The 17,663-nt window shown below is 69.8% G+C and carries 16 protein-coding genes; 13 read left to right on the plus strand and 3 right to left on the minus strand.

All coding sequences use genetic code 11. From position 1 onward, the window contains the following. Positions 1–80: 80 nt before the first annotated feature. From HDA39_RS37155 to HDA39_RS37165, 3 genes are read left to right on the plus strand one after another with little or no spacing between them, the layout of a single operon-like run. Entirely contained in the window at positions 81–1,154 is a 1,074-nt protein-coding gene (locus HDA39_RS37155; protein ID WP_184803345.1) for a carbohydrate ABC transporter permease, read from the plus strand. Continuing rightward, positions 1,151–2,002 carry a carbohydrate ABC transporter permease gene (locus tag HDA39_RS37160; RefSeq protein WP_184803347.1) on the plus strand — a complete coding sequence of 284 codons (852 nt, stop codon included), beginning with the start codon at positions 1,151–1,153 and terminating at the stop codon, positions 2,000–2,002. Before HDA39_RS37155 ends, HDA39_RS37160 begins: the two co-directional genes overlap by 4 nt. Beyond that, complete coding sequence (locus tag HDA39_RS37165) at positions 1,999–2,142, plus strand: hypothetical protein (protein WP_184803349.1); 144 nt, start codon at positions 1,999–2,001, stop codon at positions 2,140–2,142. The genes HDA39_RS37160 and HDA39_RS37165 overlap by 4 nt, the downstream gene beginning before the upstream one ends. 69 nt (positions 2,143–2,211) lie before the next feature. Here the strand turns inward: HDA39_RS37165 and HDA39_RS37170 are convergent, their stop codons facing one another. Beyond that, positions 2,212–3,846 (minus strand): glycoside hydrolase family 13 protein, encoded by a 1,635-nt coding sequence (locus tag HDA39_RS37170; protein ID WP_184803351.1) that lies wholly within the window; start codon positions 3,844–3,846, stop codon positions 2,212–2,214. 182 nt (positions 3,847–4,028) lie between these two features. Here HDA39_RS37170 and sucC point away from each other — a divergent pair, with 182 nt between their 5' ends. Both sucC and sucD read left to right on the plus strand, forming a co-directional pair. Beyond that, positions 4,029–5,204, plus strand: a complete 1,176-nt coding sequence (gene sucC / locus HDA39_RS37175) for an ADP-forming succinate--CoA ligase subunit beta (protein WP_184803353.1) — start codon at positions 4,029–4,031, stop codon at positions 5,202–5,204. A gap of 13 nt (positions 5,205–5,217) precedes the next feature. Then, a complete protein-coding gene (sucD, locus tag HDA39_RS37180; protein ID WP_184803355.1) occupies positions 5,218–6,108 on the plus strand; it encodes a succinate--CoA ligase subunit alpha in 891 nt (296 codons plus the stop codon). Between the two features lie 53 nt (positions 6,109–6,161). Here the strand turns inward: sucD and HDA39_RS37185 are convergent, their stop codons facing one another. Beyond that, complete coding sequence (locus HDA39_RS37185; protein WP_238356251.1) at positions 6,162–7,493, minus strand: hypothetical protein; 1,332 nt, start codon at positions 7,491–7,493, stop codon at positions 6,162–6,164. 236 nt (positions 7,494–7,729) lie between these two features. Between HDA39_RS37185 and HDA39_RS37190 the strand changes: the two genes are divergently transcribed. The 8 genes from HDA39_RS37190 (at position 7,730) to HDA39_RS37225 (ending at position 16,374) form a co-directional block, all read left to right on the plus strand. Beyond that, positions 7,730–8,980: a cell division protein PerM gene (locus HDA39_RS37190; RefSeq protein ID WP_184803357.1), complete on the plus strand. Its 1,251-nt coding sequence runs from the start codon at positions 7,730–7,732 to the stop codon at positions 8,978–8,980. A gap of 46 nt (positions 8,981–9,026) precedes the next feature. Beyond that, positions 9,027–9,659, plus strand: coding sequence for a phosphoribosylglycinamide formyltransferase (gene purN / locus HDA39_RS37195; protein WP_184803358.1), 633 nt, complete (start codon positions 9,027–9,029; stop codon positions 9,657–9,659). Then, the gene (gene purH, locus HDA39_RS37200; RefSeq protein WP_184803360.1) at positions 9,656–11,215 is read left to right on the plus strand and encodes a bifunctional phosphoribosylaminoimidazolecarboxamide formyltransferase/IMP cyclohydrolase; all 1,560 of its coding nucleotides are present in this window, start codon (positions 9,656–9,658) and stop codon (positions 11,213–11,215) included. The genes purN and purH overlap by 4 nt, the downstream gene beginning before the upstream one ends. Before the next feature lie 137 nt (positions 11,216–11,352). Next, positions 11,353–12,339, plus strand: a complete 987-nt coding sequence (locus HDA39_RS37205; protein WP_184803362.1) for an alcohol dehydrogenase catalytic domain-containing protein — start codon at positions 11,353–11,355, stop codon at positions 12,337–12,339. Further along, positions 12,332–13,288 (plus strand): Gfo/Idh/MocA family protein, encoded by a 957-nt coding sequence (locus HDA39_RS37210; RefSeq protein ID WP_184803364.1) that lies wholly within the window; start codon positions 12,332–12,334, stop codon positions 13,286–13,288. The genes HDA39_RS37205 and HDA39_RS37210 overlap by 8 nt, the downstream gene beginning before the upstream one ends. Positions 13,289–13,297: 9 nt before the next feature. After that, positions 13,298–14,305, plus strand: coding sequence for a substrate-binding domain-containing protein (locus tag HDA39_RS37215; RefSeq protein ID WP_184803366.1), 1,008 nt, complete (start codon positions 13,298–13,300; stop codon positions 14,303–14,305). Between the two features lie 121 nt (positions 14,306–14,426). Beyond that, positions 14,427–15,713: a glycoside hydrolase family 18 protein gene (locus tag HDA39_RS37220; protein ID WP_184803368.1), complete on the plus strand. Its 1,287-nt coding sequence runs from the start codon at positions 14,427–14,429 to the stop codon at positions 15,711–15,713. A gap of 31 nt (positions 15,714–15,744) precedes the next feature. Then, the gene (locus HDA39_RS37225; protein ID WP_184803370.1) at positions 15,745–16,374 is read left to right on the plus strand and encodes a phosphotransferase; all 630 of its coding nucleotides are present in this window, start codon (positions 15,745–15,747) and stop codon (positions 16,372–16,374) included. Here HDA39_RS37225 and HDA39_RS37230 read toward each other — a convergent pair. Beyond that, the gene (locus tag HDA39_RS37230) at positions 16,371–17,603 is read right to left on the minus strand and encodes an acyl-CoA thioesterase/bile acid-CoA:amino acid N-acyltransferase family protein (RefSeq protein WP_184803372.1); all 1,233 of its coding nucleotides are present in this window, start codon (positions 17,601–17,603) and stop codon (positions 16,371–16,373) included. The two genes, HDA39_RS37225 and HDA39_RS37230, sit on opposite strands and share 4 nt — an antisense overlap. Between the last annotated feature and the right edge of the window lie 60 nt (positions 17,604–17,663).

Genomic DNA, 17,663 nt, shown 5'->3' on the forward strand with positions numbered 1-17,663 from the left:
CCGGTGCGTGGCGGGACTCCCCACGTACCGGCCCCGGCCTGTCCCTGCCTGCGAGATCAGGCAGCTTGAAGGAGGTTGAGATGAGTGCATCCGCCCTGCCGGCGAAGACCGGCAAGGTCAAACGGCAGACCACGTTCGACGAAGGCACCGGCAAACTGGCCGCGCTGCTGCTGTCACCCACCCTGCTCGTTCTCGCCCTGGTGGTGGTCTACCCGATCATCTCGGCGCTGCGGGAGTCGCTGTACACCAGCGGCACGCAGGTCGACGCCGACGGTTTCGTCGTCGAGGGCTCCCAGTTCGTCGGGCTGGACAATTTCACCGCGATCTTCTCCGGCGAGACCGGGGAGCGGTTCTGGAACGCCTTCTACAACACCACGTTCTTCACCGTCACCTGCGTGGCACTCGAGACGGTGCTCGGTGTGGCGATGGCCCTGGTGATGCACAAGGCGTTCAAGGGCCGCGGCATCGTCCGGGCCAGCATCCTGGTGCCGTGGGCGATCCCGACCGTGGTGTCGGCGCTGCTGTGGAAGTGGATCTTCCAGGCCGACGGCATCGCGAACGCCCTGCTGGGACAGCAGATCCTGTGGTCCACCGAGGGCTGGCAGTCGGTGCTGTCGGTGATCGTGGCCGACACCTGGAAGACCGCACCGTTCATCGGGCTGCTGGTGCTCGCGGGCCTGCAGACCATTCCCGAAGACGTGTACGAGGCGGCCAAGGTCGACGGCGCCAATCCGTGGCAGACGTTCGTGCGGATCACACTGCCGCTGGTGAAGCCGGCGCTGCTGGTCGCCGTCCTGTTCCGCATCCTCGACACGCTGCGGATCTTCGACCTGCCGTTCGTGCTGGTCGGCGCGAACAAGAACTCGGTCGAGACCTTGTCGATGCTTGCGTACGACGAAGCGTCCAGAACCCGGTACGGGCCGGCGTCGGCGTACGCGACGATCCTGTTCCTGTACGTCGCGGTGGTCGCCTACGCCTTCGTCAAGCTGCTCGGGGCGGACATTCTCGGTGACCGGGTGCAGAAGAAGAGCAAGAACGGCAAGAACGGCAAGAACGGCAAGAACGGTAGGAAGCAGGACCGTGACACGTCGCTCGACGGCGCCGTGACCACGTCGATGGCCGGATCGGCCAGCGGAGGAGGTGGGGTCGGATGAGCATCGACGTCAAGGCGGCCGAGGCGAGCCCGGTCCGCAAGTACCTGCCGCTGGTCGGTGTCGCGATCATCGTGCTGTACTGCCTGGCGCCGTTCTACTGGATGGTCGTGTCGGCGTTCCGCCGGCCGCTGGACCAGTTCGACAACTCGCTGATCCCGGCGCCGTTCTCGCTGGACAACCTGCAGGCCGTCTTCGGCGAGGGCGTCGGCTTCGGCCGGGCCCTGCTGAACAGCCTGATCGTGGCCGGAGTAACGACGGTCCTGACGCTGATCGTCGGGCTGGTCGCGGCCTACACGCTGGCCCGGCTGGAGTTCCGGTTCAAGAACGTGGTGCTGGCGATCATCATCACCACGTCGATGTTCCCGGGCATCTCGCTGGTCATCCCGCTGCTGAAGCTGTTCATCGACATCAAGTGGATCAACACCTACCAGGCGATGATCGTGCCCAGCCTGTCGTTCGCGCTGCCACTGGCGGTGTGGACACTGACCACGTTCTTCCGGCAGATGCCGCGAGAACTGGAGCAGGCGGCGATGGTCGACGGCTGTACGCCGGCGCAGGCCTTCTACAAGGTGATCCTGCCGCTGGCGGCACCGGGTGTGTTCACCACGGCGATCATCACCTTCATCGCGGCCTGGAACGAGTTCCTGATCGCGCTGAGCATGGTGAACAAGTCGTCGATCCAGACGGCGAACGTGGCGATCTCGAAGTTCCAGGGCAGTTCGGGCTTCGACCAGCCGTTCGGCACCCAGATGGCCGCCGGCGTCGTGGTCACGATCCCGCTGGTGATCGCGGTGCTGATTTTCCAGCGGCGTATCGTCGCTGGTCTGACAGCTGGAGGTGTGAAGTGAGCTACGGCGACGAGCAGAAACGGCGCGATCGGGAAGACCGGGACCGCCGGGACCGCGAAGAGGCCGACCGCCGCGATCGTGAGGACCGGGAACGGCGGGAGCAGGAAGACCGCGACCGGCGCGATCGCGACCGGCGCTGACCGCAGCAACACCGAACACAGGAACGGCGCCCCGGGACTCCCGGGGCGCCGTTCTCGTTCTCCGAAAGATCAGACCTTCAGCCAGACCGTCGCGTCGACCGGGAGCTCGCCCTCGAGCAGCGGCTCCGACGCGAGCAGGATCTCGCCGGCGGGTAGCTCGATCGGGGAGCTGCCGAGGTTCACCACGCACCGGAAGCCCGGGTCGCGCGTGAACGACAGGACTCCGGCGGGAGCGTCGTCGTCCCAGGTGAGGCGGCCTTCGCCGAGAGCCTCTTCAGCGCGCCGGATCTTCAGCGCGGCCCGGTACAGGTTCAGGTGGCTGGCGGGGTCGCTCTCCTGGGCCGCCGCCGTCAGCGGCGCCCAGTCGGCAGGCTGCGGCAGCCAGGGCTGGTCCGTACCGTCGCCGAACCCGTACGGCGGTTCGCTGCCGCTCCACGGGATCGGCACCCGGCATCCGTCACGACCGCGGACGGTGTGGCCGGAGCGTTCCCAGGTCGGGTCGTCCAGCACCTCCTCCGGCAGGTCCTCCACCTCGGGCAGGCCCAGCTCATCGCCCTGGTAGATGTACGCGCCACCTGGCAGCGCCAGTTCCAGCAGCGCCGCCGCCCGCGCCCGGCGCAGTCCGAGCGTCAGGTCGGTCGGGACGTCGCCCGCCTCCGCCAGCGCGTCCTGCAGCGCCCGGCCGTAGCGCGTGCGGTGCCGGATGGTGTCGTGGTTGCTCAGCACCCACGTCGCCGGGGCACCGACCGCCCACAGGCTCTCGGTGGTGTAGTCGATGACCTGCCGCAGCTCCTTCGCGTCCCACGCACAGCGCAGTACGTCGAAGTTGAAGGCCGAGTGCAGCTCGTTGGAACGCACGTACTGCGCCAGCCGCTCGGCCGGCGACAGCCAGGCCTCGGCGACGAAGACCCGCGGGCCCTGCGGCGTACCGGCGTACTCGTCGGCGATCGCGCGCCAGCGCTGGTGGATCGTGTGCACGCCCGGCTGGTCGTAGAACGGGTTGCCGACGTACTTGTCGTGGGTCGGCCGACCGTCCTTCAGCGGTACGTCGGGCAGCGAGGCGTCCTTGGCCATCGAGTCCGCGACGTCGATCCGGAAGCCGTCGATGCCCCGGTCGAACCAGAACCGCAGGATCGCGTCGAACTCCTCGACGACCTTCGGGTGGTCCCAGTTCCAGTCCGGCTGGCTGATGTCGAACATGTGCAGGTACCACTGGCCGTCCTCGATCTGCTGCCAGGCCCCGCCTCCGAACGCGGCCGGCCAGTTCGTCGGCGGCTGCCCGTCGACGCCGTCGCGGAACCAGAACAGGTCACGCTCGGGGGAGCCCTTGCCGGCGGCCAGTGCCGCCTTGAAGGCCGGGTGGTCCCAGGAGCAGTGGTTCGGGACCAGGTCGATCAGGATCCGGATCCCCAGCGCGTGCGCCTCCGCGATCAGCGCGTCGGCGTCGGCCAGCGTGCCGAACTCGGGGTTGATGTCGCGGTAGTCGGACACGTCGTACCCGCCGTCGAGCAGCGGGGACGGGTACCACGGGCTGATCCAGATCGCGTCGATCCCGAGCTGGGCCAGGTACGGCAGCCGGGCCCGGATCCCGTTCACGTCCCCGGTGCCGTCACCGTCGGCGTCGGCGAACGACCGGGGGTACACCTGGTAGACGACGGCACTACGCCACCAGTCGTCAGCTGGTCTGGTTGATCGTTCAGTCATGCCGACCAGCGTGTCACGAGTCGGCAAGCAGGCTGTGACAGTGGTCTCAGCGTGCACCCCGGCTGTTGCCACGCGCGCCGGGGTGGCTAGTCTCAGCCCGACGGAACGCGCCGGCGACCGTGCCTCTCCGCACCGCTGCCTGCCGCGGCCCAACTCGAACAGGCGAGAGAGGGACCACAGTCGTGGACTTGATGGAGTACCAGGCGAAGACTGTCTTCGCCAAGCACGGCGTACGGACGACGGTCGGTGAAGTCGTCCACACGCCCGAGGAAGCCCGCGCGGCGGCCGAGAAGCTCGGTGGCGGCACGGTGGTCGTGAAGGCCCAGGTGCTGACCGGCGGCCGCGGCAAGGCCGGCGGGGTCAAGATCGCCACCTCGCCCGACGAGGCGGAGGCCCGGGCCCGCGAGATCCTCGGTCTCGACATCAAGGGCCACATCGTCAAGACGCTGAACATCGTTCCGGCGGCCGCGATCGCGGAGGAGTACTACTTCTCCTTCCTGATCGACCGGGCCAACCGCAACTACCTGTGCATCGCGTCGGCCGCCGGCGGGATGGAGATCGAGGAGGTCGCGCACACCAACCCGGACGCGGTCGCCAAGATCTCGATCGACCCGGCGAGCGGTGTCGACGTGGCGTTGGCCCGCGAGATCGCGACGGCGGCCGGCTACCCGGCCGACATCATCGACGCGGTCGCGCCGGAGATCGTCAAGCTGTACGAGGTCTTCCTGGCCGAGGACGCGACGCTGGTCGAGGTCAACCCGCTGGTCAAGCTCAAGGACGGCAACGTCGAGGCGCTGGACGGCAAGGTCTCGCTCGACGAGAACGCCGAGTTCCGGCACCCGGAGTTCGCGGAGTTCGCCGACTCCTCGGCGGCCGACCCGCTGGAGGCCAAGGCGAAGGCCAAGGGCCTGAACTACGTGAAGCTCGACGGTTCCGTCGGCATCATCGGCAACGGCGCGGGCCTCGTGATGAGCACCCTGGATGTCGTCGCGTACGCCGGTGAGGAGTTCGGCGGCCAGAAGCCGGCGAACTTCCTGGACATCGGCGGTGGCGCGAGCGCCGAGGTGATGGCCAACGGTCTGGAGATCATCATCTCCGACCCGCAGGTGAAGAGCGTGTTCGTCAACGTCTTCGGTGGCATCACCGCCTGCGACGCGGTCGCCAACGGCATCGTCCAGGCCTTCGCGCTGCTCGAGGGCCGCGGCGAAGCGGTCAGCAAGCCGCTGGTCGTCCGCCTGGACGGCAACAACGCCGACGAGGGTCGCCGGATCCTCGACGAGGCCGGCCTGGCCGGTCTGGAGCGGGTCGACACCATGGACGGCGCCGCCAAGCGGGCCGCCGAGCTGGCTGCGAAGTAAGGGATCGCTGAACATGTCTATCTTCCTGACCAAGGACAGCAAGGTCATCGTCCAGGGCATGACCGGCTCCGAGGGCACCAAGCACACCACCCGGATGCTTGCCTCCGGCACCAACATCGTCGGCGGCGTGAACCCGCGCAAGGCCGGCGAGAGCGTCGACTTCGACGGCCGCGCCGTCCCGGTGTTCGGTGGCGTCGCGGACGCGATCAAGGAGACCGGCGCGAACGTGTCGGTCGTCTTCGTACCGCCGAAGTTCACCAAGGACGCGGTGCTCGAGGCGATCGAGGCCGAGATCCCGCTGGTCGTGGTGATCACCGAGGGCGTGCCGGTGCACGACACCGCCGCGTTCTTCGCCGCCGCGCAGGCCTCGGGCAAGACCCGGATCATCGGGCCGAACTGCCCGGGCATCATCACCCCGGGGGAGTCCAACGCGGGCATCATCCCGGCGACCATCGCCGGCGCCGGCCGGATCGGTCTGGTGTCGAAGTCGGGCACGCTGACCTACCAGATGATGTACGAGCTGAGCGACTTCGGCTTCTCCACCGCGATCGGCATCGGTGGCGACCCGATCGTCGGCACCACGCACATCGACGCGCTGCAGGCGTTCCAGGACGACCCGGACACCGACGCGATCGTGATGATCGGCGAGATCGGCGGCGACGCCGAGGAGCGGGCGGCGGCGTTCATCAAGGACAACGTCACCAAGCCGGTCGTCGGCTACGTCGCGGGCTTCACCGCGCCGGAGGGCAAGACGATGGGCCACGCGGGCGCGATCGTGTCCGGCTCGTCCGGTACGGCGGCCGCCAAGCAGGAAGCGCTCGAGGCGGTCGGCGTGAAGGTCGGCAAGACGCCGACCGAGACCGCCAACCTGATGCGCGAGATCATGCAGGGGCTCAGCAAGTAGTACGGCGTACGACGGAAGGCCGCGGTCCTCGGGACCGCGGCCTTTTCGTTGGCCTACTTGAAGGTGGCCGAGCGGTCCGCGGCGCGGCCGAGGACGTCGGTGAAGACGCTGTCGGAGATGTCCAGGTTCTTCAGCACCGGGTACAGCAGGTAGACCGCGCGGTCCCCGGAGCCGGCGATGCCGATCCGGAAGGTGAAGATCTTGCCGCCGCCGGTGTCGTAGCTGGCCTTCCAGGCCTCGCCCTTGAGCGCGCCCACGCTGATCGAGCCGGTCGACTTCACCGTCGCGGTCGAGGTGGACTTGGCGCAGCCGTCGACGTTCTTGCGGATCTGGGTGACGAACGCCGACGCCGCGGCCGGAGTGGCGAACTTGGCGACGGTGGTGTCCATCCCGAACTCGGTCGGCACCGGCGCGTCCGGTACGACGTACGTCTGCGTCTTGTGCTTGGTCGCCTTGGCCTTCTTCAGGTCGATCTTCTCGCACAGCGTGCCGGAGCGGACCTCGCCGTCGACGCTGACCCACGGCTTCTCGATGCTGGACAGCACCGGCAGGTCGATCGGCGCCATGAACCCGGCGGTCTCCTGGGTCGGCAGCAGCCCGGCCTTCGCGGCCAGCGTGCCGGCGCCGCAGTCCGCGCCGGTCTCGGCGCAGATCCGCTTCAGCCCGGCGCTGGCCGTCGCCAGGACCCCGTCGGGCTTGGGCGGCGTACCGCCGATGGTGTCGTGCTCGAAGACCATCGTGGCCTGGCCGGCCGTGGTCACGCTGACGGTCCGGTACTTGCTCTTGGAGCCGTTGGGCTGGCCGAAGACCGCGATCACGCCGCGTTCGCCGAGTCCCTCGGCGGTGTAGCTGGCGACCAGGCGGAACTGCGGGGTGTTGCACTGACTCAGCCAGCCGGTGATCGTCGTGTACGACTTGCCGGCCGCGGCGGTGTCGTTGGAGACCTCGACGTACTGGACCGCGGTGTCCTTGGTGGTGGCGTTCTTGAACGTCCGCACCCAGGTCCGGATCCCGGCCGGGTCGGCGAAGCGCTGGGCCTGGCAGACGAACGACTTGTCCGGCGCGCTGCTGCCGTCGGCGGTCGCGGCGATCGCCCAGCTGCCGGTCGCGGTCAGCGGCTTGGCCGCCGGCCCGTCGATCAGGACCTTGGCGTCGGCCAGCGCGTTCTCGCCGCCCTTGTCGGCGTCGGGGCTGCTGGACTTGGAGTCGCCCGGGGAGTCGTCACCGCCGAAGGCGTTCACCGCGGCGACGCCGCCACCGCCGAGCACGAGCACGACCGCCGCACCGGCGCCGATCAGCTGGTTCCGGCGGCGGGACTGCTGGCGCCGCGCTTCACGCGCCGCGGCGCGACCTCCGCCGCGGGGCGCACGGTGGGAACCGGACAATGACTCCAGACCTCCTGACTCAACCCCTGGTCCACGCCGAATGTACCTGGTAGCCCCTAGGACGAACGAGCCACGCCGAGGTCAGCTCGGGGAAGTCTTCCACATCCGGCGTGTCAGAACGAGCTGTGTCCGGAGGAGGGGGACGATGGGAGTTCGATGAGCGAGCGTAGCGAGCGACCAAAGAGTAGAGCCGACCAGTCGGTCGTGCCGAAGCCGAGCGCTAGCGAGGCGTAGGCATGACCGACATGCTGAGCCGTCCGGGCGCCCGTGACGGCGGATCCCACCAGGCGCCCGGGCCCGCCCAGCCCGCGCCGACTGTCCCGCCCAGGCCGGTGGTGGTCGCTGCTGTCGTCGGAGCGGGTGCCTGTCTGCTGGCCGGGCTGCTGGCCTGCGCCGCGGTCGCGGTGATCGGCTGGCTGGCGGCGACCTTCGGTGGAGCCTCCGGCGCGGTCCGCGCCGGTGCCTCGGTGTGGCTGCTCGCCCACAAGTCCGGGCTCAGCCTGAACGGCGCCGCGATCTCGGTCGCGCCGCTCGGCCTGACCGCCTTCGTCGGCTGGTGCCTGTACCGCGGTGGCCGGTTCACCGCACGGATCAGCGCCGCCGACCGGGGCAAGGACCTGCTGACCGCCGCCGGGGTGTTCGCCGCGACGTACGGGCTCGGAGCGCTGATCATCGCGCTGCTCACCTCCGAGGGCGCGCTGAAGATCTCGCCGCTGTCGGCGTTCCTCGGCGCCGCCTCGCTCGCGATCGTCGCGGGTTCGGCGGGGATTCTGGTCGAGTCCGGTGCTGCTCAAGATCTCGCGGACGCCACTCCGACGGGGCTGCGCGACGTCGTACCGGCTGCCGCGGCCGCCGTACTGACCGTGATCGCCTTCGCCTCCCTCCTGTACGGCGTCCTGCTGGCGATCCGGTTCTCCCGGGTGACCGCGATGCTGGACCTGCTCGACACGGGCGTCGTCGGGGCCGTCGTTCTGTTCGCGATCTGCCTCGGCCTGCTGCCGAACCTGGTCGTCTACTTCGTGTCGTTCCTGGCCGGGCCGGGGTTCCAGCTCGGCGTCGGGACGTCGATCGCGCCGACTGGCGTCGACGTCGGGAACCTGCCCGCCCTGCCGCTGCTGGCCGCCGTACCGAGTGACGGCGGGACGCCGACGTACTTCCTGGTGCTGACCGCGATCGTCCCGTTGCTCGCCGGAGCCGTCGCCGGGCTGGTCGTGGCGCGGCGTGGACTGGCCGCGCCGGAGTCCGACGCGCTGGGCTGGGACGCGTTCGCGCTGCGCGGCGCGATGTCGGCGCTGCTGGCGAGTGTCGGACTGCTGATCCTGATGCTGCTGGCCGGTGGGTCGGCCGGCCCGGGACGGATGGCCGACTTCGGCGTCTCCAGCGCGCTCCCGGCCGCCGGGCTGCTCGGGGCCGGGATGGCGATCGGCGCGGCGATCGCGGCCGGCGTACTGGCGGCTCGCCGGAAGGCCCCCGACCACCTCGAGTGAACGGGCGGCGGTCGGCGGGCTGAGCCCGGGCGATAAGGTTTGGCGCGTGACAGACCCGGTGGCGCCTACGCCTGAAGCCGCACGCCTCGTCGTGCTCGTCTCCGGCTCCGGCTCGAACCTGCAGGCCCTGCTCGACGCCTGCCAGGATCCCGCGTACGGCGCCCAGGTGGTCGCCGTCGGCGCGGACCGTGACGGCATCGCCGGTCTCGGCAAGGCCGCGGCGGCCGGCGTGCCGACGTTCGTGCACAAGGTCAAGGAGTACGCCGAGCGGGCCGACTGGGACCGCGCGCTGACCGCGTCGGTCGCGCAGTACCAGCCTGATCTGGTCGTCTCGGCCGGGTTCCTGAAGCTGGTCGGCGACGACTTCCTGGCCGCCTTCGGCGACCGCTACATCAACACCCACAACGCGCTGCTGCCGGCCTTTCCCGGCATCCACGGCCCCCGCGACGCGCTCGCGTACGGCGTGAAGGTGGCCGGCGCGACGCTGTTCTTCGTCGACGGCGGCGTCGACACCGGCCCGATCATCGGCCAGGTCGTCGTCGGCGTCGAGGACGACGACACCGAAGAAACCCTGACCGAGCGGATCAAGGAGGTCGAGCGCCACCAGCTGGTGGACTGGGTCGGCCGGCTGGTTCGCCAAGGCTGGACCATCACCGGACGAAAGGTTCGACTGAAGTGAGCACCGACCGCAGGCCGATCCGCCGGGCGCTGATCAGCGTCTACGACAAGACCGGTCTGGAGGAGCTCGCCAAGGCGCTGTCCGAGGCCGGCGTCCAGATCGTGTCCACCGGTTCCACGGCCGCGCGGATCGCCGCGACCGGCGTACCGGTGACCAAGGTGGAGGAGCTGACCGGCTTCCCCGAGTGCCTGGACGGGCGGGTCAAGACCCTGCACCCGAAGGTGCACGCCGGGCTGCTGGCCGACGTCCGCAAGCCCGACCACGTCGAGCAACTGGCCGAGATGCGGGTCGAGCCGTTCGATCTGCTGGTCAGCAACCTGTACCCGTTCACCGAGACGGTCGCCTCCGGTGCCTCCACCGAGGAGTGCATCGAGCAGATCGACATCGGCGGCCCGTCGATGGTCCGCGGTGCCGCGAAGAACCACGCGAACGTCGCCGTGGTGACCTCGCCGGCGCAGTACGACGCGATCTACACCGTGCTCGACGAGGGCGGTTTCTCGCTGGCCGAGCGGCAGAAGCTGGCCGCCGCGGCCTTCGTGCACACCGCCGAGTACGACGTCGCCGTCGCGTCCTGGATGGGCAGCGTGCTCACCGACACCGGCGACGGCTCGGTGTTCCCGGCCTGGGTCGGATCGGCGTGGGACAAGAAGGCCGTGCTGCGCTACGGCGAGAACCCGCACCAGCCGGCCGCGCTGTACCTGAACGGCCGCGGCGGCCTGGCCGGCGCCGAGCAGCTGCACGGCAAGGAGATGTCGTACAACAACTACGTCGACGCGGACGCCGCGCGGCGCACGGCGTACGACTTCGCCGAGCCGGCGGTGGCGATCATCAAGCACGCCAACCCGTGCGGTATCGCGGTCGGCGCCGACATCGCCGAGGCGCACCGGCGCGCGCACGAGTGCGACCCGGTCTCGGCGTACGGCGGTGTGATCGCGACCAACGCGCCGGTCTCGGTCGAGCTGGCCAAGCAGGTCGCGGAGATCTTCACCGAGGTACTCGTCGCCCCGGCGTACGAGGACGGCGCGGTCGAGATCCTCTCCGCGAAGAAGAACATCCGCCTGCTGGTCGCGCCGCCCCGGTCGAACGCCGAGCTGGTCGAGATGCGCGCGATCAGCGGCGGGCTGCTGCTGCAGCACAGCGACCGCTTCCAGGCCGAGGGCGACGACCCGAACGCGTGGACCCTGGCCGCCGGCGAAGCAGCCTCTCCGGAGGTGCTGGCCGACCTCGCCTTCGCCTGGAAGGCCTGCCGCGCCGTCAAGTCCAACGCCATCCTGCTCGCCGCGCAGGGCGCGTCGGTCGGCGTCGGCATGGGCCAGGTCAACCGCGTCGACTCCTGCCGCCTCGCCGTCACCCGCGCCGGCGAACGCGCCGCCGGCTCCGTCGCCGCCTCCGACGCCTTCTTCCCGTTCCCCGACGGCCTGGAGGTCCTCCTCGAAGCCGGCGTCACCGCGGTGGTCCAGCCCGGCGGCTCCATCCGCGACGAGGCCGCCATCGAGGCCGCCCAAAAGGCCGGCGTCACCATGTACTTCACGGGGACGCGGCACTTCTTCCACTGAGTTTCTCCATCCGAGAAGGCGACCGTACTCCTGCGGTCGCCTTCTCGGCGTTCGACGGAACGACCGAGACCGAGGCTGTTGCCACAGGCTGAGAAGTCGCAGGTTTGCCACGTGGCAAAGGGTGGAATCACAGGGGTATGGCGAAGACGGCGGCGGTGCTGGTTGGTGGTGGGCGGGTGGACTTCCGGGAGGTGGAGCCGCCGGAGCCGGGGGATGGGGAGTTGGTGGTGCGGTGCCGGGCGAATGCGATTTGTGGGAGTGACCGGGGAGCTTTCGCGGGTGGGGCCGAGGTGGTGCAGGGGCATGAGGCTGCGGGGGAGGTGATCGCGGCGGGAGCGGGGACGTCGACGGCGGTGGGGACGCGGGGAGTTGTTTACCTGATGGTGTTCTGTGGCGAGTGCCGGAGTTGCCGGGCGGGGGCGACCAACGTGTGTCTCGCCAAGCAGGGGGACATGGGGTTCAACCGGGCGGGCGGGTTGGGGCCTTACGAAGTGGTGGACGAGCGGGTGTTCTTCGCGGTGGACGAGCGGGTTCCGTTCGCGACCGCGACGGCGTTGCTGGACTTGATGGGGACTAGCGGGCACGCGCTGGATCGGGCGTTGCTGCTGCGGCCGGGGATCGAGGATCTGTACGTCGCGGGGGTCGGCCCGGTGGGGCTCGGGGTGCTGCTGATGGCGAAGTTGCGGTTCGGTGCGGATTTCCCTGTGTACGTGAGCGATCCGTCGCCGTGGCGGCTGGACTTCGCGGCAGGGCTGGGCGCGATGCCGGTGCAACCAGAGGATCTGCCGCTGGTGGACGCGGCGGTGGATGCGAGTGGGCGGTCGGAGGCGCGGCAGGCCGCCGTACGGAAACTAGGGCGGCGTGGCGTGCTGGTCTGTGTGGGCCATGGGCAAGGACTCGAGCTGGAGGTCTCGCCGGACCTGGTGGCCAACGAGGCGGGCGTGATCGGGAGCGAGTACTTCCCGTACGCCGATCTGGCGACCAATCACGAGATCCTGCTGGCCAACCTCGACGAGGTGAGCCGCGTGATCACCCACACCTTCGACCTGTCCGAGACGCAGGCGGCCTTCGAGGCCTTCCTCGGCGGGGAGACGGGCAAGGTCGTGGTGACGCAGGATGCATGAGCCCGTGCGCGTCGCCGTGGTCGGCGCCGGTGGATGGGGACGCCAGCACGCGCGGGCGTTCGCGCAGCACCCGGAGGCCGAGCTGGCCGGGATCTGGTCGCGCGATCTCGGCCGGGCGCAGGCTCGAGCGGCCGAATGGCACACCACCGGGTACGACGACGTCGACCGGATGATCGACGACGTACAGCCCGAGCTCGTCGCGGTCTGCCTGCCGAACACCGAGCACTTCGCCCTGACCCGGCACCTGCTCACCCGCGGAATCCCTTTGCTGGTGGAGAAGCCACTCGTCTTCGACCTCGCCGAAGGGCGCACGCTGCTCGAGGAGGCCGGTGACACGTTCTTCGCGATCAACTTCAACCACCGGTACGCCGTACCGGTCCAGCGCGCGTACGACGACGTGACGGCCGGGCGTCTGGGGGAGCTGGAGTTCCTGACCTGGCGGTTCGCCGGTGAGGGCAGCTCGGCGCACCACCCGTACGCGAACCTGATCGAGACGCAGTGCCACGGCATCGACATGCTCGAACAGCTCGGCGGCCCGATCGAAGCCGTGTCGGCGGAGCTGAAGGGCGGCACGATCGCCGCGGTGCTGCGGTTCGCGAGCGGCGCGGTGGGATCGCTGGTCGGCAGCTACGACTCGTCGTACGCGTATCCCGGCACGCATCAGCTGGAGGTCAACGGCCGCGCCGGCCGTCTGCTGGTCGAGGACACGGTCAAGCGCTACACATTCTCGAAGGCCGGCGACCCGACCCGCGAGGTGTGGGAGGCGGGCTACTTCGACGATCGGAGCCGGTCGTTCGAGCAGACCTTCGACCGGCATCTCGACGTCCTGCTCCCGGCGCTGCGTCGCGGCGAGCGGCCGCCGGTGCCCGCGACGGCGGGGCTGCGAGCGCTGGAGGTCGGTACTGCGATCATCGAAGCCTTCGAGAGTGGTCGGCGGACGCGGGTGTGAGGAGCGCGGGTGGTGGTGCGGCAGAGCGACGTGGCCCGGTACGCCGGGGTGTCGCCGCGGACCGTGTCGAACGTGGTCAACGGGTACGTGCACGTGTCGGCCGAGGTGCGGGCGAAGGTCCAGGCGGCGATCGACGAGCTCGGGTACCAGCGGAGCGCCGCGGCGCGCGGGCTGCGGCTGGGGCGGACCGGGCTGATCGCGCTCGGCGTACCGAGTCTGCGGGAGCGGTACTTCGCGGACCTGGCCGAGGCGGTCGTACAGGAGGCCGAGCGGCACGAGCTGACCGTGATGGTCGAGGTGACGGGTGGACGGCGGGAGCGTGAGCGGCTGGTGCTCGGGGGTGGGCGGAGCAGCCTGACGGACGGTGCGTTGCTGAGTGCGATCGAGCTGACGAAGGCGGATGCGCGGCTCGCGGCCGGCTCGGCGTACCCGCTGGTGCTGATCGGTGACCGGCAGCTCGACGGGCCTTTCGACCACGTCGCGATCCCGAACGTCGAGGGGGCCCACGCCGCGGTCGCGCATTTGGTTGCTGTGGGCAAGCGTCGGGTCGTGTTGCTCGGAGATGCGAAGGCGAACAAGTCGGGGCGGCTGCGGCGGCGGGGTTTCCTGGCGGCGCTGGCCGAAGCGGGCCTGGATCCAGCGGGCGAGCTGGCGATCCCGTGGACCCGGGAGGCCGGACGGGCGGGGATGATCGACCTCGTGCGCAGGCCGGGCGCGCGCGGCCGGGCGAAGGCCCCGGACGCGGTGTTCGCGTTGAACGACTCGCTGGCGCTCGGCGCGCTGGTGGGGTGCGCCGAGCTCGGGATCGACGTACCGGGTGAGCTGGCGGTGGTCGGGTTCGACGACGTCGAGGAAGCGCGGTACAGCAATCCGCCGTTGACCAGCGTCGCACCGTCGGTCGACGAGATCGCGCGGCGCGGCGTCGAGCTGCTGGTCCGGCGGCTGGCCGCGCCGGAGCGAGCGGCCGAGCACGTGACGAGCCGGTTCGAGCTCGTGGTCCGCCGGTCGAGCGACTAACCCAAGGACGTGGGGAAATCCTGGACGGCGAACTGACTTCGGTAGAGACATTGCCGAACTCCTCGGTGGCACTTAGGGTGAGCCGCACCTGTCCCGATGTGACCGCCCGGTGGGGAGATCGATGTCAGTGAAACGTCGTCGGAGTTTCGTGGTGCTCACGGCCTTGGCCGTGGTGGCACCGGTGGGGTTGACGGCCGTACCGGCCGAAGCGCACGGCAGCAGCAAGCGCGTGGTCGGGTACTACACGCAGTGGAGCGGTTACGACCGCAACTTCCTGGTCAGCGACCTGGTGAAGAACGGCACGGCTGCGAAGCTGACGCACCTGAACTACGCGTTCGGGTTCCTGGACGAGCAGGGCAAGTGCATCAGCAGCGACCCGTGGGCCGACTACCAGCGGCCGTTCACCGCTGAGCAGAGCGTCAACGGCAAGGCCGACGTCGCCGGTCAGCCGCTGTCGGGCAACCTGAACCAGCTCAAGCAGCTGAAGAAGAAGTACCCGAAGCTGCGGATCAGCATCTCGCTCGGCGGCTGGACCGGGTCGAAGTACTTCTCCGACGCCGCGCTCACCCCCGCCAGCCGGGCCGCGAGCGTGAAGTCCTGCCTGGACCTGTGGATCAAGGGCAACCTGCCGGGTGCGCCGGCCGGTGCCGCGAAGGGTGTCTTCGACGGCATCGACCTGGACTGGGAGTGGCCGGGCAGCGAAGGCAACCCGGGCAACGTGATCCGGCCCGAGGACAAGCAGAACTTCACCGCGCTGGTGCGCGAGTACCGCAAGCAGCTCGACCGGTCGTCGTGGCCGTTCAAGAACCGCCACACGCTGTCGGCGTTCCTGCCGGCCGCACCGGCCCAGGTGGACAACGGGTTCGAGGTCAAGAAGATCTTCAAGGACCTGACCTTCGGGACGACGCAGGGCTACGACTACCACGGCACCTGGGATCTGCAGACCAACCAGCAGTCCGCGATCGACGGCCCTGCCGGTGATCCCGCGCCGGCCGAGTTCAGCTCGCAGGTGAAGATCGACGCGTACCTGTCCCGCGGTGCGCCGCGGAACAAGCTGGTGATGGGCGTCCCGTTCTACAGCCGCGGCTGGACCGGCGTGACGAACCAGAACAACGGCCTCTTCCAGCCCGCGACCGCCGCTGCGCCCGCGACGTACGAGGCGGGCTACGAGGACTACAAGCTGCTCAAGGCCCAGCTGGCCAACTTCACCGTCCACCGCGACGAGAAGGCCGGCTTCGCCTGGCTGTTCGACGGGACGACGTTCTGGACCTGGGACGACCCGGTCGAGATGAAGCGCAAGGCCCGCTACATCAACCACCGCGGCCTCGGCGGCGCGATGATCTGGTCGCTGGACGGAGACACGTCCGACGGCGAGCTCATCACAGCCCTGCACCGGAATCTCCGGTGAGATCTCGCTGACGAAGGCCTAGGGTGTCGGGGTGGACCTCGACACCCTGGCCGACCGGTTCGGCGCACGGCATGCCGAACCGGTCAACGTCGGGTGTTCCGGTGCGACCGTTGTCCGCCTCGAGCGGGCGACGGAAACCCTGTACTACAAGGCCGGATCGGATGTCGCCGACGAAGCCGACCGCGTCGCCTGGCTCGGCGCAACCGGCTTCGGGTGCCCACCATTGCTTGATCGAGGCAACGACTGGATGCTGACCACGGCCCTGCCCGGGCGGGACGCCTCGCAGCCGTGGCCCGCCGCCGAGCGGCCCGCCGTACTGCGGGCTGTCGCTGAGTGCCTCCGGCAACTGCACTCGCTGACCGACTGCCCGTTCGACTCGCCGTTCCCAGGCTCGCGGGTGGTTGTCACGCATGGCGACTACTGCATGCCGAACATCCTGGTCGACCCGGAGACGATGCGGTTCACCGGCGTACTGGATCTGGGCCGGCTCGGCCTCGGCGACCCGTACGTCGACGTCGCGCTGATGACGATGAGCCTGTCGTCCAGCGAGTTGAACCCGCAGTACGGCGGCCCGCCGGCCGCGCGGTCGTTCGCACTGGACTACGGCGCGGATCCCGACGACGACCGGATCCCCTTGTACATCAGCCTCGACAACTTCTAGAGGCTGCGGAGCAGCGCGAGGACCTGCGGCCAGGAGCTGGCCTGGGCCGCGGCGTTGGTGGGGCGGTCACCGCCGAGGTAGGCGGTGTGGTCGGCGAGGGCCTCGTAGAACTGGGTGCCTTGCGGCAGGTACGGGAACGTGCCGACGTTGTGGCCGGCGCCGGGGTAGATCAGAGCCTTGTGGGGATAGGGGTTGTGGGCGGTGGTGAGCTCAGTGTCGATCAGCTGGGCGGCCGGTGCCGACTGCCAGATGCCGTCCGCCGTACCGGCGATGGCGAGGACCGGGCCGCTGACGTGGTCGACCGGGATGAGGGTGTCGGTGGTCAGCGGCCGGCCGTGGAGGGTCCAGGAGTTCGCGAGGTAGTCGGGGAAGCCGGGGGCGACCTTCGAGGTCGGGGCGTAGAGGACCGCGCCGTGGATCAGGTCGGGGAAGGTCTGCGCGATCAGCAGTGAGGCCTCGGCGCCGCGGGACGCGCCGAGCGCGACGACGTGCGCGGGATCGACCGCCGGCTGGGCCGCGAGGATCTTGGCCGCGGTCGCGAAGTACTCTAGCGGGATCTCCTGCAAGGTCTTCGGGAGTCCCGGCGCGGCGAAGTACGCGACGGTCAGGGCCGGGAACCCGTGCGAGGCCAGGAGCGCGGCCCCGGCGGCCTGGCTCATCCCGCCCTCGGACCCGCCGAGCAGGAACACGCCCGGATGCCGCTTCCCGTCCGGCTTCGGCAGGAACAGCCGCCCGACCACCTTGTCCTTCGCCAACGTCAGCGTCCGGACGGTGACCTCGTCGGTCGCCCACCGCCGGGTCTGCGTCGCCGTGGCGAGCGTCTTCTCGCCGTCCCGCACGCTGATCCGCACCACTTCGCGCGGCCCGTCGCCGTTCACCTCGGGCAGGTAGAGCTGCCGCTGCGGGTCGCCGTCCGGCGGATTCATCGCCCAGAACAACCCCATCCCGTCCACCCCGGCGTAGCTCTCACTCACCGGCGCGGTCCGGTCGAGGTCGACGAACCCATGGTCATCAGCCTTGTACGACGCCGAGGCGCGCCAGTTCTTCCCCGCCTGATCGGTAGCCTCCGCCACCACCTCGACCCGGTCGCCACCACCCAGCCCGCTGACCTTCACGTGAGCCACCGCATCAGCCGGCACCACAGCCGGCCCCAAGTCGACCCGCACCTCACCCGGCCCGGAACACCCGGCGACCAGCAGCAGCACCAGAACCACCAGCACGCGACGCATCCACATCACCCCACCAACCGGTCTACACCTCCCACAGGTCACCCGCCGCCGCGGCGAGTC

It is taken from the genome of Kribbella italica, assembly GCF_014205135.1.
GTDB classification, from domain to species: Bacteria; Actinomycetota; Actinomycetes; order Propionibacteriales; family Kribbellaceae; genus Kribbella; species Kribbella italica.

What these genes read in the sequence shown, in the direction of transcription:
- HDA39_RS37205 (WP_184803362.1), top strand. Translation starts at nt 11,353, where the DNA reads ATGGCGAAGACGGCGGCGGTGCTGGTTGGTGGTGGGCGGGTGGACTTC.
- HDA39_RS37160 (WP_184803347.1), top strand. Translation starts at nt 1,151, where the DNA reads ATGAGCATCGACGTCAAGGCGGCCGAGGCGAGCCCGGTCCGCAAGTAC.
- HDA39_RS37170 (WP_184803351.1), bottom strand. Translation starts at nt 3,846, where the DNA reads ATGACTGAACGATCAACCAGACCAGCTGACGACTGGTGGCGTAGTGCC.
- sucD (WP_184803355.1), top strand. Translation starts at nt 5,218, where the DNA reads ATGTCTATCTTCCTGACCAAGGACAGCAAGGTCATCGTCCAGGGCATG.
- HDA39_RS37230 (WP_184803372.1), bottom strand. Translation starts at nt 17,603, where the DNA reads ATGCGTCGCGTGCTGGTGGTTCTGGTGCTGCTGCTGGTCGCCGGGTGT.
- HDA39_RS37190 (WP_184803357.1), top strand. Translation starts at nt 7,730, where the DNA reads ATGACCGACATGCTGAGCCGTCCGGGCGCCCGTGACGGCGGATCCCAC.
- HDA39_RS37155 (WP_184803345.1), top strand. Translation starts at nt 81, where the DNA reads ATGAGTGCATCCGCCCTGCCGGCGAAGACCGGCAAGGTCAAACGGCAG.
- HDA39_RS37220 (WP_184803368.1), top strand. Translation starts at nt 14,427, where the DNA reads ATGTCAGTGAAACGTCGTCGGAGTTTCGTGGTGCTCACGGCCTTGGCC.
- HDA39_RS37210 (WP_184803364.1), top strand. Translation starts at nt 12,332, where the DNA reads ATGCATGAGCCCGTGCGCGTCGCCGTGGTCGGCGCCGGTGGATGGGGA.